The sequence below is a fragment of the Ruminococcus flavefaciens ND2009 genome (assembly GCF_000621785.1).
Taxonomy (GTDB): domain Bacteria; phylum Bacillota; class Clostridia; order Oscillospirales; family Ruminococcaceae; genus Ruminococcus; species Ruminococcus flavefaciens_C.
Genome location: NZ_KK211346.1, coordinates 336103 through 352809, shown reverse-complemented (window position 1 = coordinate 352809; position 16707 = coordinate 336103). Strand labels below are relative to the sequence as shown.

Below are 16707 nucleotides of genomic sequence, written 5' to 3'. Positions count from 1 at the left end.
AGTATGACTTTTGAAGAAATCATAGAAGAGGCTAAATCAGCTGAAACTCTCGAAATACTCTTTTCACTTTGGAAACAGGCTCATGCTGCTGAACAGAACTATGAAAAAACCACTGTTCCGACGATTGAGAAAAATTCGTTTATTACCGATGGCTATGTATCTGAGGCAGACTATATAAAAACTCCTATAAAAGTATTATTTGTCCTTAGAGAGGCTAACATAGCAACACATCGTGAGGCTGACGATGCAGAACTGAGGACACATCAGAATTTCTATGGAGATTTTCTAAAAGACATTAATATCGACAATCCCCCTAAGCAGAAACAGAAGATGGCTAGAATGGCTTATTATCTTCAACACCCTGAACTGTCTGAAGAAGAACGAAAAAAACCTGACGAAACTAGTATGAAAAAAGCTCTTGCTTCATGTGCATATATGAACATAAATAAAAGAGGTGGCGATAAAAAAGTTAATTGGCATATCTTTAATAAGTATTATACAACATATGAAGAATTCATAAAAAAGGAAATCAGTATCTTGAATCCGGATATAACCGTTTTGATTGGAAAGAACAATTATTCAGCTTTTGACAATGCTATTAAGGTCTGGCATACAGCATATCCAATGCCTAAAAAAGATAAAACAGGGCACGAAATCTGTGATAATGGTAATATCAATTGTTATATGAGAGAATTCTTTCTTAGGGTGAAAAAATATGAAAAATGAATTCGTAGTCATCGACATCACAACAAACGGTCTTGATGAGGATTCTGAAATAGTCAGCTTTGCCGCACTCAGATTTGAAAACGGAATACCTATCGACCGCTTCTTTGAGTATGTTAACAGCGGAGCTGTTCTCTCAGATAATGTTTCCGAGATACTGGGAATCACCAATGACACGCTGCAAAGATACGGTACGACTATGGAAGATGCTTATTGGCAGTTCATAGAGTTCTGCTACGGCAGTGATTTGGTCACTATGCACCATGACTTTGATAGTAAGTTCGTAGAACGTATATGCAGGGATTATGATCTCCCAGCACTTGAAAAACATATCACCGATCTTGATACCATGTTCCGTCTGAAGTTCAGCAAAGGATACAGTACACACAATGCCATCAATCAGTTGGGAATCGCCACAGACGAAACAGACAACTGGCGACATCTTGATGTTGCAGGAAAGGCATATATTGCTTTATCGAGTAAAATATGATATAATAGTTTTATAATCTTAGCTTTAAGCTATAAGTGTATAGGAGGTATTACTATGAGCGGCAAAATAACTGATAAAACCACCCGATATAAATCAGGTTTTGAGCCTGATTTATTTGTGCCAAAAGACTTTTCTCCGCATCGATATGCTTTAGGGAAAAAAGGCTGTAATCCGCTTGTTACAATTTGTATGAACCCTTCTGCAGCACGAGATACTGAAAGCGATAGGACTATTAATAGAATTATCAGTGTAAGTGAAAAGCTTAACTCTGATGGTTGGATAGTATTCAATCTGTATCCAGAGCGAGCAACGAATGCGATAAAGATGGATAGTTTCAAATCGGAATTATTAAAAGAAAACTTGAAAACAATAAGAAAGTTCTTAAAAGATAATAATATATCCGAAGTCTGGGGAGCATGGGGAGATAACAGGTTTAATCTTAAAGCATTAAACGAAGGAAAAGATCAACTCTTGAAAATGCTATCAGAAATAGGAGTTAAGGTTTTCTACTTCGGTACACTCACTCGCAAAGGGAATCCTCGTCATCCCCTTCAGAGACATGAAAAATGGGATCTTTCAAATAAAGAATACTTGGAATTATAAAAGAATTAGCTATTGCTATTTATACTAGACTATCCTCTGCTCCTACTATTGAATTATCATTCAAACGATGTACAAAATATTGTACATCGTTTCTTTTATTCTATAATAGGGGCGATAATATGAATGATAAGGATATTCGCAAAATACTGATAAACTACCTTCAGGCAGAGCGTCAGGATATACGCATATATCAGGAAAAGTCAATAGGCAGCTCTATTTGCGATGTTATGGCAGTCAGTTCTCACCTGACTGGTTACGAAATAAAGAGCGACAGCGATGATTACAGCAGGCTTGACAGGCAAGTCTCTGCCTATGATGGTTTCTTTGACAAGAATTATATTGTAATTAGTCAGAAACACAAGAAATCAGCTGGAAACAAGATTCCTCGTCATTGGGGAATTATTTGCATTGAGCAGGACAATGTTGAAGTTCTTCGCAGAGCAGCAGATAATCCTAACGTATCAAGGCGCTCACAGCTTACTGTTTTATGGAAGCTCGAACTGAAAAATATACTTATCAAAAACTCGATGCCTATGTATGCTCAGAAGGACAAAAATTATATATCTTACCAGATCTCAAAACAAGTTGATCCTGCTATTCTTGGAAAACAAATTGCCTATGAGCTCTATAATCGTGATTATTCATATTATGATGCAAAGGACTTTACTATCAGGAACGAAATCAGTACAAGTCAGACTCCGTTATTCGAGCTTCTTGAAAAGGTTGCCGAAGACGATACAAACAGCTTTACTCTCGAGGAGTGGATATCGCTATATAGCAAGGCAAAGGAACTACAACAGGAGAAGCAGGGACTGTTTGCCAAACCTATTACGCCAAGAGCTGAACACAAGATAAAATATACTGAAATTGAGGTTTCTCTCGGAACACCATGGATATCAGAAGGAATAATAAATGATTTTATATACCATCTTCTCGGAATAGGTTCTGATTTGGTAAAATATGAATATACGACCGGTACTTGGACAGTACAGTATAAAAAAGATTTAAGATATAATAAAAATACAGCATGCACCGTAAAATATGGCTTGAAGAGATATAATGCTTTATATATCATAGAAGCAACCATGAATCTTCGTGAGATAAAGCTTTATGACTCAAATAATCAATACGATGAAACAGATACAATAGCAGCACTTGATAAGCAGCGACTTATAATCGAAGAATTCCGTAAATGGATATGGCTCGACGAAGACAGAATTTGGGAAGTTGAAGAAGCATACAACAAAATGTTTTCTGATCTTGAGAAGAAATCATATAGTGGAAGAAAAATAGAGTTTCCTGAAATGGCTGAAAACTTTGAACTATATGATTATCAGAAGGAAGCGGTTGAAAGAATAATCAACGAGAAGAATACTCTCCTTGCTTTTGATGTCGGTTCCGGAAAGACATATATAATGATAGCAGCTGCAATGAAAATGCGACAAATGGGAATGTCGCGCAAAAATATGTTTGTCGTTCCGAATAATATTGTTGGTCAGTGGGAGAAGATATTCACCGACTTATATCCCAAGGCAAAGCTTCTCACTATCGATCCCAAAAGCTTCAAACCTGAACTGAGGCAAAAAGTTCTCGTTCAGATGCGTGACGGAAACTATGACGGAATTATTATTGCTTACAGCTGCTTTGAAATGATACCTTTGTCCAGCACTTGCGTTATCGATAATATGGAACATCAGCTCGAAAAGTTGAACGAAGCGGTACGCTCATTACGATACGGCGATGCACGAATTACGATTATTAATCGTGAAAAAGAATATATACACAAGCTTACAGATGAGCTTCTCAGTTCTATGGAAAAAACTCCTCTTCACATAACTTTTGATCAGCTTGAAATAAACACTATTTTCCTTGACGAAGCTCATAATTTTAAGAATATCCCGATTCGTACAAGGCTTAAAAATCTTCGCGGTATTAATGTCAAAGGTTCAAGTAAATGCCACGAAATGCTGAAAAAGATCCATTGTGTTCAGGAACAGAACGGTGGTCGTGGAGCTGTCCTTGCAACCGGCACGCCGCTTTGTAATTCAATATCTGACGTTTATGCAATGCAGATGTATCTTCAGTATGATCTGCTTGAAAGCAGACAACTTCATATATTTGATAACTGGGTGAGGACTTTTGCTCAGCCCGAGCAGATATGCGAAATTGACGTTGATACTTCAAAATTCCGCATAGTAAGAAGGTTTTCAAGATTTTTCAATCTTCCGGAACTATCGCTTTTATTTTCGCAGGTATCAGTCTTCCATGCAACTGATAAAAGCGGTTTGCCGGAATTCAGAGGTTATGATGATATAATCATAAAACGTCATAAGCTTATGACCGACTATATGAATAAGCTTTGCACCAGAACTGACAGAATTCGCTCTAAGCACGTAAGCCCCAGAGAAGATAATATGCTGAAGGTCAGCACTGATGGTCGAAAAGCTGCTCTTGATCTGTCTCTGGTCGGAGAGTCACAAAAATATGATAAAACATCAAAAATCACACGCTGTATCAATGAGATAATGAGGATGTATAAAGAAAATGATTCATGCTCCCAGCTTGTATTCTGCGATTATTCTACGCCTAAAGGCGAGCAATTCAGCGTATACGCCAAGCTTAAAGAATTCTTGCTTGCTGAAGGTGTACCGGAAAAGGAAATAGCCTTCATTCATAGTTATCACACCGAACAACGTAAACTTGAGCTTTTCCGTAAAGTTAACAGCGGTGAGATAAGAATACTTATTGGCTCGACATTTAAGCTCGGTATAGGCGCAAATGTACAGACTAAACTAAAAGCTGTACACCATCTTGATGTGCCGTGGGTGCGACTTGAAGTTGCATAAATAATTGTTTAACTCTTAGAGATTAAACCCACTATTCCGTTAGTGGTAGCCTAACGTCACCTGCATTATCAGCAATGATATTGTTGGAAGCTGACGTGACAATGTAGCCCTCCGATAAGGTAAAAGCTAAAGCCGTGAGGCTAAAGCGAATCTGCAAGCAACAATGCAGTTAGGGAGCTAGGCTGAGTAGTATGGCTAACATAAGTGAACTGTTAATAAACATCGTAATGTCCAACGAGCCAAAGTTGCTGACAGGCTCCAGCCCAAAATGGGAAGCGGTCGGTTAATCCTCTCCATGGTAGGATTACACGGATATCAGTACCGCCGGTGAATGTGACAGAGCCTAACCTACTCTTGTTATTTATGCAGAACAAGGTAAGCCTGTATTTCTCCTTGTAAAAGGAAAGAATCTCGTAAGGGATTCCGATAGGAATGCAGGTATAGGATTGTAGAAAAAGCGAATGTCATTCTGTAATAGAATGAATAGGGGTTCAAAATTTGCCCTAACCCGAAAGGGTGCAGACTTCTGCAATAGGTAATTCTTTACAAGAAACTTATAGAACTTTTGAAAGGAGTAAAGCAAATGAACGTTAATGCAACGTGTGCGACTACTGACGGTAGTGCGAACTGGAAATCCATTGACTGGAACAAGTGCGAACTACAGGTTAAAAAGCTACAAGAACGTATTGTAAAGGCTAGAAAAGAAGGTAAACACGGTAAGGTCAAATCCTTACAGTGGATGCTGACTCACTCTTTCGCAGCAAAAGCAATCGCTGTAAAAAGAGTTACAACTAACGAAGGTAAGAAAACACCCGGAGTAGACAAAGTATTATGGTCTACTGATGAATCAAAATACAGAGCCATATTTGATTTAAAACGAAAAGGCTACACACCCAAACCGTTAAGAAGAGTATTCATTAAGAAATCCAACGGTAAATTAAGACCACTTGGAATCCCAACAATGAAGGACAGAGCGATGCAGGCACTTTACCTGTTAGCTCTTGAACCTATTGCGGAAACGACAGCAGACCCACATTCCTATGGATTTAGGAAAGAAAGATGCTGTCAGGATGCAATACAGCAATGTCATACAATTCTCTGCCGTGGTAACTCACCTCAGTGGGTACTCGAAGGAGATATCAAAGGTTGTTTCGACCACATTAGTCACGAATGGCTATTGAAGAATATTCCTACAGACACAGAAATACTAAGAAAATGGCTGAAATGCGGAGTTGTATTCAACGGTGAACTCTATAAAACCGCAGAAGGAACAATGCAGGGCGGCATCATATCGCCAACATTGGCGAACATGACTTTAGACGGAATATGTGACCTCTTGGCTACCAAAAACAAACGAGTTAATCGTAAAAATGAGAAATATTCTCCTATGATAAACATGGTACGCTACGCTGATGATTTTATCATAACAGGAAGAACAGCGGAAACATTGGAAGAACTAAAGCCTATGCTTGTTGCATTCTTAGCCGAACGTGGATTGGAACTGTCCGAAGAAAAGACTTTAATTACACATATCAATGATGGATTTGATTTTCTGGGTTTCAACATCAGAAAATTCAAAGGCACCTTACTCACACAGCCGTCAAAGAGAAGTGTTAAAAAGTTTCTTGACAGTATCAGAAATGTAATAGACAGTAATAAATCCTGTACACAGGAAACATTAATCAGACTGCTTAATCCGAAAATAACCGGATGGGCAAACTATTACAGATGCGGTGCATCTTCAAGAACCTTCCAAAAGGTCGATGACCAGATATTCAGAAAACTATGGCAGTGGGCAAAAAGAAGGCATCCTAAGAAGGGTAAACGTTGGGTTGCAAACAAATATTTTCACTTCTACAAAACAAGAAGATGGAGATTCTTAGTGGAGAAAACCAGAGACGGTAAAGAAGACATCTTCCCACTAAAACTTGCGTTTGATACCAAAATCATAAGGCATAACAAAATAGTGGGAGAAGCCAATCCGTTTGATACAGAATGGAAATCTTACTTTGAAGAAAGAATGACTTATAAGATGTTGTTATCGCTCAAAGGTAGAAGGTCATTACTGTATATGTGGGAGAAACAGAACCGCAGATGTCCAATCTGTGGCGATATAATTACCACAGATACGCAATGGAACGTTCGTGAAAAAGAAGGAAGTGGCAAATTAATCTGTTTTCTTGTACACGACAGTTGTTATAGACACAATCGTTAGTAATCTAGCCGGTGTTTATCCAATAAACACTTAGAATTGCTTGAGCCGTATGAGGGGAAACTCTCACGTACGGTTCTTAGAGGGGAAAGGGACAGTAATGCCCCTAACCTACTCGACAGACCTGCTGATATGGTACAACGTGAGGGGCGTATACTTCGTCGTGGTAACGAGAATGAAAATGTCAGAATTTTCCGGTATATCGTAGAAGGTAGTTTTGATTCCTATTCATGGCAGGTGCTCGAAACCAAGCAGCGATTCATATCCCAGTTCCTGTCGGGAACTTCATATCAAAGAAGTATTTCAGATCTCGAAAGCGATGTCCTTACATATGGCGAAGTTAAGGCTATAGCGCTATCTGCGCCTGAGATGAAATTGATAGCTGAAAAAGAAAATGAGCTCAGGGAATTGTATATTCTTAAACAAAAACGAGAAGCTGAAGTTGAAGATATACGAAGGGAACTCTCTGCAATTCCGGCTGAGCTTGAAAAGATCACAGCTAAAAAAACAGACATAGCTGGACGAAAACTTAGAGAGGCTTCTGTCCGTAAACTTAACGAAAAAAGAGTTGGGCTTCTAGCTCGTCAGGATAGCTTAAAAAAAGAATTGAATACTGTGATTGATTATACGCCTAAAATAACAGCTTGCCAGAATGAGCTTGAAATGCTCAGAAGTAGTATCAAAGACCCTTTCATTAACAAATGATCTTGGAATAGAATAGTAGCCTCCCGAAGGAGGCTACATATATCAGTTGTCACTATAAAGCTTGTAGAAGTAAGAGCGGGATATACCTAATTTTCTAACCGCTTCTACGGGCTTTTTGTTTCCGCAGCGGACCTCCTCCAATATCTTCTGCCAATTTTGAGGTAGGGATTTAGGTGGACGTCCGAAGCGGACATTTTTCTTTTTAGCAGCAACTATCCCTTCACGCTGACGGGCTCGTATCTTGTTTCGCTCATTCTCAGCTATAGCTCCGAGTACTTCAATGAGTATAACGTTTATCATTTCAAGCACCCAAGCCTGCTCCGGTGGAAAGTCTGTAAGCGTAGTGGGTATATCCAGTATCTTCACACGGATCGCATATGATAATGCGGTTCAACCTTTTTCTTTTTATACAGTCAATTACCGTCATCAATTCGTCTGAGAAAACATCATCCACAGTCAAAATAGACAAATCGTGCAGTCATTTGTTGTTTATCTGCACAGATATTTACTGCTGATGAATGTTTTTGATTGAATCCTCTTGACTATTTTGACACTTAATGCTATAATTCAATCAACATCAATCATTATCGTTCACATTCATTCAAAATTGTTCGTTTGATAACGTTACTATTCTATTAAATATTCAGGACGGGGATAATTTTGCTTACAGAAGAAAGACATAAGATGATACTTAATGCACTCGACGGTAAAAATGCCGTTACGCTCAGTGAGCTTTGCTCATTACTCGGCGCTTCTGAATCTACCGTGAGGAGAGATCTTAATCACCTTGCAGAACGCGGACTGCTTATCAAGATACATGGCGGTGCTATGCCCTGCATTGACAAATTCAGCTTCGGAGAACAAAATATTGAAGAAAAATCTCATCTTTATAATGATGAAAAGACTGCTATAGCTAAGTATGCAGCTTCGCTGATAGAAGACGGTGATTTCGTATTCATTGACGCCGGAACAACAACTGAAAAAATGATAGACTATATCTCTGCAAAAAACGTCACATTTGTTACCAATGCCTTTGTTCACGCAAAAAAGCTTGCACAAAGAGGCTTCAAAGTTTTCCTCCCAGCCGGTGAGATAAAGCTTACAACAGAAGCGATCGTCGGCGCAGAGTGTGTCAGCAGTCTTCAGGCTTACAACTTCACAAAAAGCTTCATCGGAGCAAACGGGATCTCACTTTCTGCCGGAGTTTCCACTCCCGACAGAAATGAGGCGAGCATAAAGGCTGAGGTGATCAGACACAGCAGGACCGCATATATCCTTTCGGATCATTCCAAATTCGATCAGATTACCTCAGTAACTTTCACGGATCTTGATAAGGTCATAATAATCACTGATAAACTCAGTGATAAAAAATATCTGACAGCTGCAAATATCAAGGAGGTGATGTAGTTGGTATATACTGTAACATTCAACCCTGCCATCGACTATGTTGTACACACAGCTGAAATGAGGCTTGGCGAAGTTAATCGTTCATCATCGGAGGAAATGTACTTCGGCGGCAAAGGGATAAATGTGTCCATAGTTCTGAATGAGCTTGGTACACCGTCCATTGCTCTGGGATTCACCGCAGGCTTCACAGGCGAGGCTATCGAAAACGGTATCAAGGCAAGGGGCATAAAATCAGATTTCGTAAGACTGAAAACCGGCAACTCCCGGATCAATGTCAAGATCAAAGCCGGCGAAGAAACCGAACTCAACGGTCAGGGGCCGCACATAGACGACGAGGCGCTGGAAGCACTTTTCGTAAAGCTGGACAAGCTGTCAGACGGTGATACGCTCGTGCTTGCAGGCAGTATCCCTTCCAGTCTTCCATCGGACATCTATGAGAGGATCATGCAGAGACTTTCGGACAGAAAGATCAGGACAGTTGTTGACGCCACAAATGACCTTCTGCTCAACGTTCTGAAGTACAAGCCCTTCCTCATCAAGCCAAATAATCATGAGCTTGGTGAGATGTTCGGAGTAACCCTCTCGGAAGATGAAGAAATAGAGCGCTATGCCCGAAAACTGAAAGACATGGGAGCTATAAATGTTCTGATCTCAATGGCTGGTGATGGAGCTATGCTTATTGACGAGAACGGTAAATGCCACCGCTGCGGCGTCTGCAAGGGAAAAGTCAGGAACTCAGTCGGTGCAGGAGATTCCATGGTAGCAGGTTTTCTGACCGGAGCTCAGAACGGCGACTATGAATACGCATTAAAGCTTGGTACCGCCGCAGGAGGAGCCACAGCGTTCTCAGACGGACTGGCAGTAAAAACCAAGATCGAAGAGCTGCTCGCTCAGCTCTGATATTACAACAGTAAGGAGGAATAGCTCATGAGAATTGTAGATCTGCTCAGCAAAAATAGCATCAAGCTAAACGCTTCACCAAAGTCAAAATCCGAAGCTATCGATATGCTCATAGACCTTCAGGTAAAAGGCGGAAATATCGCCGATAAGGAAGCTTATAAAAAAGGCATCCTCGCAAGAGAGGAAAAGGGTTCGACCGCTGTTGGCGAAGGAATCGCAATACCACACGCAAAAAGTGAAGCTGTAAAGGCTCCATCACTGGCGGCAATGACAGTTCCGGATGGAGTTGATTACGAAGCCCTTGATGATGAGCCCTCAAATCTGCTGTTTATGATAGCAGCCCCCAATGACGGAGATGTTCATCTTGAAGTTCTGTCCAGACTTATGACTATACTCATGGACGAGGATTTCAGAGACGACCTTCTGAAAGCCAAGGACGCTGATGAGTTCCTGAAGGTCATCGACGATATGGAGAAGGAGAAATATCCCGACGAACCTGCCGCCGAAGAAAGATCCGAAAACGGATATAAAGTTCTTGCGGTGACTGCCTGCCCGACGGGTATTGCCCATACCTATATGGCTGCCGAGGCTCTTGAAAAAGCAGGCAAAAAGCTGGGTATCTCTATTAAAGTTGAGACAAACGGTTCCGGCGGCGCAAAGAATATCCTCACTCAGGAAGAGATCGACGCCTGCGACGGTATAATCGTAGCTGCCGACAAGACTGTCTCTATGGCGCGTTTCAACGGCAAAAAAGTCATAAAGACCAAGGTATCAGATGGTATCAAGATCCCCGAGGAGCTTATAAACCGCATCGAAGCAGGAGACGCTCCCGTATATCATCATGAGGGCGAAGCCGACAGCAGCTCATCGAGCACATCTGACAGCGAAGGCTTCGGAAGAAAGCTTTACAAACACCTCATGAACGGCGTTTCAAATATGCTGCCCTTCACAGTTGCGGGAGGTATTTTTATCGCGATAGCCTTCCTGATAGACTCCTTCGGAGGTGCTCCTCAGGACGGTGATTTCGGTACCCACCTTGCCGCAGCTGCATGGTTCAAGACTATCGGAAACTACGCTTTCCAGTTCATGATACCTGTGCTTGCAGGATATATCGGACTCAGTATCGCTGACCGTCCCGGCTTCCTTGTTGGTATGGCAGGAGGCGCAATGGCAGCCGCAGGTGCAACCTTTGCTTCTCCGGGAGGAGACGTTCCCTCAGGCTTCCTCGGTGCGCTGCTGGCGGGCTTTATCGGCGGATACCTCACACTTTGCCTGGAAAAGGCGTGCAATAAGCTGCCCAAGGCTCTCAACGGCATCAAGCCCGTACTCATTTATCCTCTCGGAGGACTCGCCATTGTCGGCATCATGATGTGTGCAGTCAACCCTGTAATGGGCATTCTAAACGACGGTCTCTCCAACTTCCTCAACAGCATGGGCGACTCGAGCAAGGTCCTCCTTGGCTGCATACTCGGAGGTATGATGGCGATAGACATGGGCGGTCCCTTCAACAAGGCAGCCTATGTATTCGGCGTTGCTGCTATCTCTCAGGGCAACTTCAATATCATGGCAGCAGTAATGGTAGGAGGTATGGTCCCCCCTATCGCTATAGCACTGGCTACCACATTCTTCAAAAACAGATTTACCGAGGAGGAACGCAAGAACGGTCCCGTCAACTACATCATGGGACTCAGCTTCATAACAGAAGGCGCTATCCCCTACGCCGCAGCTGACCCTGCAAGAGTGATCCCCTCCTGTATCGTAGGTGCGGCAACAGCAGGCGGCATATCAATGGCATTCGACTGTACGCTCAGAGCTCCTCACGGCGGTATATTCGTATTCCCTGTGGTAGGACACCCTCTTCAGTATGTTATAGCACTTGCCATCGGCTCAGTAGTTGGAATGTTAATGCTGGCTCTGCTCAAAAAGAAGCAGCCTCAGAACGCATAAATCAAATCATTATTATAAGGAGTGAACATTTATGGTATCAAAAAAGGTAACTATCGTAAACGCAGAAGGTATGCACATGAGACCCGCAGGTATGATCGCAAAGGCTGTCAAGGCTCATTCAGACAGCGAGGTCATTCTCAAAGCCAATGATAAGGACATCAAGGCTAAAAATGTCATGCAGATCATGGCGGCAGGACTCAAAAAGGGCACCGAAGTGGAAATAGTCGTTAACGGCGGTGACGAGCAGGCAGTTCTTGATGAACTCGCTGCAATGTTCGAGAACGGTTTCGGCGAATAATTCCAAACGAAAATGGGACGGCATCACTGCTGTCCCATACCTTTAAAGGAGGTGCATCAATATGACCATTTTCAAAGGAAAGGGAGTTTACGGTGCTGTAGCTATCGGTAAGATCTCTGTTTTCAAACGAAAGGACACAACTGTAAAGCGAATACACGTCAGCGATACAGCTGCCGAGAAGAAAAGACTGGAAGCCGCAAAGGAAGCGGCAACAGCTCAGCTTCAGGAAATATATGACAAGGCACTCAAGGAGGTCGGTGAGCAGAATGCTCAGATATTTGAGATACACATGATGATGATCGAAGATGACGATTACAACGAGTCCATCGAAAGTATTATCGACACTCAGTCTGTCAATGCAGAATATGCAGTCTCGGTGACCGCCGATAACTTTTCAGAAATGTTCGCGTCTATGGACGATGCCTATATGCAGGCACGCTCCGCAGACGTAAAGGATATATCTAATCGCATTATCGCCTGCCTTTCAGACGACGGTTCTCAGGAGAACAGCAGCGACGAAAAAGTGATAATCTGTGCAGACGATCTGGCTCCCAGCGAAACTGTTCTGCTGGACAAGGACAAGGTCCTCGCTTTTGTTACTTCTCACGGCTCTTCAAATTCTCACACAGCTATACTGGCAAGGAATATGAATATCCCTGCCGTTATCGGTGCAGGTGATGATTTTCTCTCAGCTGTGTCGGACGGTATGTTTGCCGCAGTTGACGGATACACCGGTGAGGTATTCCTCTCTCCTGACACCGAGGCTCTCGAAAAACTCGAAACGAAGCAGAAAGAGGACGAGGAAAAGAAGAGGCTTCTCCAGGAGTTAAAAGGCAAGGAAAACGTTACGCTCGACGGAACAAGGATCAATATTTTTGCCAATATCGGCGGAGTGGATCATATCGGAGCAGTTCTCGCCAACGACGCAGGAGGAATTGGTCTATTCCGAAGTGAATTTCTCTATCTTGAGAGCAGCGATTATCCGACCGAAGAGCAGCAGTTTGCTGCCTACAAAAAGGTGCTTGAAAGCATGGCTGGCAAAAAGGTCATTATACGTACTCTTGACATCGGCGCTGACAAGAAGGTGGATTATTTTGATCTCGCAAAGGAGGACAATCCTGCCCTCGGTTTCAGAGCTATAAGGATCTGTCTCACTCGTCCAGAGATATTCAGGACACAGCTCCGTGCCCTTTACAGGGCTTCCGCATTCGGCAAGCTTGGTATCATGTTCCCTATGATAACAAGTGTATCGGAGGTGGAACAGATCAAAAAAATATGCGCAGAGGTCAGGGAGGAGCTCCGCGCTGACGGAGTAGACTTCGATGAAAACGCAGAACTCGGTATAATGATCGAAACTCCCGCAGCAGCTGTCATAAGCGATAAACTTGCTCCTCTTGTTGACTTTTTCAGCGTAGGTACCAATGACCTGACACAGTACACTCTCGCCTGTGACAGGCAGAACAGTGCCGTTGAACAGTTCGTTGATACACACCATGAAGCTATTCTCCGGCTCATAGAAATGTCTGCAAAAAATGCCCATGCAAATGGTGCGTGGATAGGTATATGCGGCGAGCTTGCAGCTGACACAAGTCTTACCGAAACATTCCTGAGAATGGGTATAGACGAGCTTTCAGTTTCGCCTTCCTTTGTACTCAAGGTCAGAGACGCAGTAAGACACACTGATCTCTCCTGATAATTAAACCGAACAAAAAAGCGCCTGTAACTGTGATATTCGCTGTTACAGGCGCTTTTAATATTAATTCTTTCGGAGATCAAAACGGTTTTAAGTCAGGTGTACTTGAGTCATATCAATCTGCTCCGCCGCCTCCGCAGCTGCTGCAGCTGCTGCAACTGCTACAGCTGCTACAGCTGCTGCAGCTTGAGCCGCTTGATGTATCTGAACTGTTTGCACGGTTCATAAGTGCTATATAATCGAAGGCACCTTGCATCCCTGCATACAATCCGTACATCTCAATGTCGTATTTTCCCATATCTACAGAGCCATTCTTTGAAGCCAGCATTTCAAGAACAGGATACGTATTGATAGTGCCTGTTCTTTGTGCTATTCCCAGACAATCACATGGATTTATGTTGAAGGTCATGAATCTGCCATAGTTCACCCACAAGCCAAGATCCTTTTTTAGCTGCTTTAATCCGCCTGTCTGTATCAGCTCCCTATAATACTGTGAATTCTTCATTCCTGCATAGTAAGAACTGAACCAGTTGGTGAACCGTGTGGAAAAGTTCAAATAACTTGAATTGCCGGGCAGATCCATTGAAATCCTGCCAAATGGTATCTCATCAGGATCTGAAAGTTTAGAACTGTCAACGGAATCATAAAGCATTCTTACAAATCCTTCGTCTGCGGAATTTAACCTGACGTTCTTATTTATCCTGAAGCTGCTGCCCCTGACCTCAATTGCACCTTTTCTGACAAGATCGAGCAATTCAAGAAAAAAGATATGTGAATATCTATCCCCTATATTGTTAGTAACGTAGCCACAAATAAGACCGTACCAAGTAAAGGGGATATTTGATGCTTCAATTCGGGAAGCCGCATTGCTGAAACAGTCAGGATCCTTTCTGAGTTTTCTTTTCAGTTTACCTTTGGTGGGGATAATGAGTATTGCGGTGATTATTATACCGACACTGAGTATGATCGGAAATAATGGACAGATAAGCGAAGCAAGATCAAAATGTGATGAATCAGGTACCGACGAACGCACCACTTTTTCCTCTGGCAGGATAACGCTGCTGATATTTACCAGTGTGTCAAAGCATTCGGCGGGCATATCGGCGTTGACCTTGTATATCCCGGATACATATGATGCCTCGGAAAAGGCTGTATTCCCGTCCATGTCTATACTTCCGTCACTGAGGGATAATGTGGTTTGTTCATCCTTTCCCGGAAGCTCTATAACAGTCTTTACGCTCTCTACAGTTTTGGGAAAGTTTTCACCGATAAGTCTGAAAGCAAACCTTGCTCTGCCGTCTTTGTCAAGCTTTACCGCATTATTTATTCTGTACTTTATTTCATATTTTACTGTCTCATCAGAGGAACTCCTGAACCAGTGAACAGTAAATCTGTCGCTTTGCTCCTCAAAGAGGTAATGGTAATCCACCCTGTCCATATTGTACTGACGTTCCGCAGGCTGACCGTTTATACTTGCCTCAATAACGTCTATGCTGTCTATGTATTCCAGCTGATTGTAAGGATTATAGATGTCCTTGTAAAACCTTGTGAAGCTTCCGCTTATAAATTCAACATCCCACTTTTCAGTGATAACGGCATCGCCGTCTTCCGTAAAGGAAATATTGAACTCCGCGTCCCTTACTTCATATGAAGAATTTGCTGCAAAAACTCTCATGGGACTGACCGCCGGAGCTATAATAAATACAGCTGTAAGAACAACAAGAAGTTTTAATGAAAATTTCTTTGATATTCTGATCATAATATCCCCTCACTTATATCATTGAAGTGTATTTTAATACCTGTAATAGCAATTTACATCCCTGCCCCTGAAATCACCTGTTACAGCGTATGTAAGGCATTTTGCTCCTCCCCTGCAAAGCTCGGCATGAGGACAGGGCAGACATTCCTTTGGTATTCTCTGCTGTGATAATTCCTTGATAAGATCGCTTCTTTCACACAGCTCGGTCATATCTTCCTCAAGGCAGTTGCCAACGGGGATCGGTAGCCGTCGGCAGGGCAGCAGTGTCCCGTCAGCAAGCAGAGTAAGAAGTGTTTTCCCTGCTGCACACTGATAATAGCAGTTTCCTCCTTCAAGGAACTGCAAGGAACGATTAAGATGAACATCTGTGTTTGAGAAAAGACATTTCCGCCCGTGCTCTTTTGTAAGCAGTTTGATGATACTGCGGTATTCATCCGTCGAAAGCACGTCCTCGCAGCTGCTTCCCATAGGTATGAGCCTGTCTGCCCAGAAACGGTCTATCTTGTTTTTCCGTACAATACGGATAACGTCTTTAAGCTCCGTATAATTACGCTTATGGCAGGTAAAGGCAGCCATTGTCTGTATACCGTGCTTTTTCACAAGTTCAAGCCCTTTCAGAGCCTTACGGAAATTACCGTCTCCCCTGACGCTGTCATGGGTATTCTCGCTGCCGTCTATGCTGACCTGCACAAATGACAGCCCGCGGAAACGACTGAGTATATCTGCTGTTTTATCGTCTATCATCGTGCCGTTTGTAAGCAGCCCGAATGTGATACTGTGACTGTCGCAGAGCTCCATAAGCGGAAAAAGGTGCTCGGAGACAAGAGGTTCACCGCCAGTAAAGTTTATGTGACCGCGAAAGCCGTTGCTTTTGCAGAAATACAGATACTGAAAGAAGAGCTTTTCAAGACAGCTGAATGAAAGCTCCGATCCATATTCGTCCTGATAACAATGACTGCACCTCAGATTGCACTTGTGGGTGATATGCCACTGCATAACGTGTTTTGTTTTCCTTTCCTGCATTGTTATCACTCCTGTCATAGCTATTATAGCATTATGTTTATTTTATGTCAACACCCATTATATTTATTAACTTTTTTGCTGTTCACTTCTGAAAAAGTCCC

At 42.6% G+C, this 16707-nt stretch carries 14 protein-coding genes; 11 read left to right on the top strand and 3 right to left on the bottom strand.

From position 1 onward, the window contains the following. The first annotated feature begins 3 nt into the window (after positions 1–3). The 6 genes from T488_RS0108405 to T488_RS0108380 all read left to right on the top strand — a co-directional run bounded on the left by T488_RS0108405 (position 4) and on the right by T488_RS0108380 (position 7579). Positions 4–726 (top strand): hypothetical protein, encoded by a 723-nt coding sequence (locus T488_RS0108405; protein ID WP_028520387.1) that lies wholly within the window; start codon positions 4–6, stop codon positions 724–726. Continuing rightward, a complete protein-coding gene (locus T488_RS0108400; protein ID WP_028520386.1) occupies positions 716–1213 on the top strand; it encodes a 3'-5' exonuclease in 498 nt (165 codons plus the stop codon). Before T488_RS0108405 ends, T488_RS0108400 begins: the two co-directional genes overlap by 11 nt. Before the next feature lie 54 nt (positions 1214–1267). Beyond that, a complete protein-coding gene (locus T488_RS0108395) occupies positions 1268–1816 on the top strand; it encodes a DUF1643 domain-containing protein (RefSeq protein WP_028520385.1) in 549 nt (182 codons plus the stop codon). Positions 1817–1935: 119 nt separating this feature from the next. Next, a complete protein-coding gene (locus tag T488_RS17460; protein WP_028520384.1) occupies positions 1936–4662 on the top strand; it encodes a sce7726 family protein in 2727 nt (908 codons plus the stop codon). Positions 4663–5245: 583 nt separating this feature from the next. Further along, on the top strand, positions 5246–6877 hold the full coding sequence (gene ltrA / locus T488_RS0108385; protein WP_028520383.1) for a group II intron reverse transcriptase/maturase: 1632 nt from the start codon (positions 5246–5248) through the stop codon (positions 6875–6877). Positions 6878–7006: 129 nt separating this feature from the next. Then, positions 7007–7579 carry a hypothetical protein gene (locus T488_RS0108380; RefSeq protein WP_155267188.1) on the top strand — a complete coding sequence of 191 codons (573 nt, stop codon included), beginning with the start codon at positions 7007–7009 and terminating at the stop codon, positions 7577–7579. A gap of 42 nt (positions 7580–7621) precedes the next feature. Here the strand turns inward: T488_RS0108380 and T488_RS17455 are convergent, their stop codons facing one another. Next, positions 7622–7945 carry a recombinase family protein gene (locus T488_RS17455; protein WP_242838317.1) on the bottom strand — a complete coding sequence of 108 codons (324 nt, stop codon included), beginning with the start codon at positions 7943–7945 and terminating at the stop codon, positions 7622–7624. Between the two features lie 294 nt (positions 7946–8239). On the opposite strand from T488_RS17455, the gene T488_RS0108370 reads away from it, so the two are divergent. From T488_RS0108370 to ptsP, 5 genes are all read left to right on the top strand, one after another. Continuing rightward, positions 8240–8986: a DeoR/GlpR family DNA-binding transcription regulator gene (locus T488_RS0108370; RefSeq protein WP_028520381.1), complete on the top strand. Its 747-nt coding sequence runs from the start codon at positions 8240–8242 to the stop codon at positions 8984–8986. Further along, positions 8987–9886, top strand: coding sequence for a 1-phosphofructokinase (gene pfkB, locus T488_RS0108365; protein ID WP_028520380.1), 900 nt, complete (start codon positions 8987–8989; stop codon positions 9884–9886). Between the two features lie 27 nt (positions 9887–9913). Further along, positions 9914–11833, top strand: coding sequence for a PTS fructose transporter subunit IIABC (locus tag T488_RS0108360; protein ID WP_028520379.1), 1920 nt, complete (start codon positions 9914–9916; stop codon positions 11831–11833). A 31-nt stretch (positions 11834–11864) separates the two neighbouring features. Beyond that, on the top strand, positions 11865–12131 hold the full coding sequence (locus T488_RS0108355; protein ID WP_028520378.1) for an HPr family phosphocarrier protein: 267 nt from the start codon (positions 11865–11867) through the stop codon (positions 12129–12131). Between the two features lie 61 nt (positions 12132–12192). After that, positions 12193–13824, top strand: a complete 1632-nt coding sequence (gene ptsP, locus T488_RS0108350) for a phosphoenolpyruvate--protein phosphotransferase (RefSeq protein ID WP_028520377.1) — start codon at positions 12193–12195, stop codon at positions 13822–13824. Positions 13825–13939: 115 nt separating this feature from the next. Here ptsP and T488_RS0108345 read toward each other — a convergent pair whose 3' ends face one another. Together T488_RS0108345 and T488_RS0108340 are read right to left on the bottom strand one after the other, a co-directional pair. Continuing rightward, complete coding sequence (locus T488_RS0108345) at positions 13940–15499, bottom strand: DUF2207 domain-containing protein (RefSeq protein WP_196243290.1); 1560 nt, start codon at positions 15497–15499, stop codon at positions 13940–13942. A 117-nt stretch (positions 15500–15616) separates the two neighbouring features. Then, the gene (locus T488_RS0108340) at positions 15617–16606 is read right to left on the bottom strand and encodes a radical SAM/SPASM domain-containing protein (RefSeq protein ID WP_028520375.1); all 990 of its coding nucleotides are present in this window, start codon (positions 16604–16606) and stop codon (positions 15617–15619) included. Positions 16607–16707: the final 101 nt, after the last annotated feature.

Excerpts from the sequence above, each read along its gene's own strand:
- T488_RS0108405 (WP_028520387.1), top strand. The coding sequence starts at position 4 with ATGACTTTTGAAGAAATCATAGAAGAGGCTAAATCAGCTGAAACTCTC.
- T488_RS0108400 (WP_028520386.1), top strand. The coding sequence starts at position 716 with ATGAAAAATGAATTCGTAGTCATCGACATCACAACAAACGGTCTTGAT.
- T488_RS0108395 (WP_028520385.1), top strand. The coding sequence starts at position 1,268 with ATGAGCGGCAAAATAACTGATAAAACCACCCGATATAAATCAGGTTTT.
- T488_RS17460 (WP_028520384.1), top strand. The coding sequence starts at position 1,936 with ATGAATGATAAGGATATTCGCAAAATACTGATAAACTACCTTCAGGCA.
- ltrA (WP_028520383.1), top strand. The coding sequence starts at position 5,246 with ATGAACGTTAATGCAACGTGTGCGACTACTGACGGTAGTGCGAACTGG.
- T488_RS0108380 (WP_155267188.1), top strand. The coding sequence starts at position 7,007 with ATGGTACAACGTGAGGGGCGTATACTTCGTCGTGGTAACGAGAATGAA.
- T488_RS0108360 (WP_028520379.1), top strand. The coding sequence starts at position 9,914 with ATGAGAATTGTAGATCTGCTCAGCAAAAATAGCATCAAGCTAAACGCT.
- T488_RS0108355 (WP_028520378.1), top strand. The coding sequence starts at position 11,865 with ATGGTATCAAAAAAGGTAACTATCGTAAACGCAGAAGGTATGCACATG.
- ptsP (WP_028520377.1), top strand. The coding sequence starts at position 12,193 with ATGACCATTTTCAAAGGAAAGGGAGTTTACGGTGCTGTAGCTATCGGT.
- T488_RS0108345 (WP_196243290.1), bottom strand. The coding sequence starts at position 15,499 with ATGAGAGTTTTTGCAGCAAATTCTTCATATGAAGTAAGGGACGCGGAG.
- T488_RS0108340 (WP_028520375.1), bottom strand. The coding sequence starts at position 16,606 with ATGCAGGAAAGGAAAACAAAACACGTTATGCAGTGGCATATCACCCAC.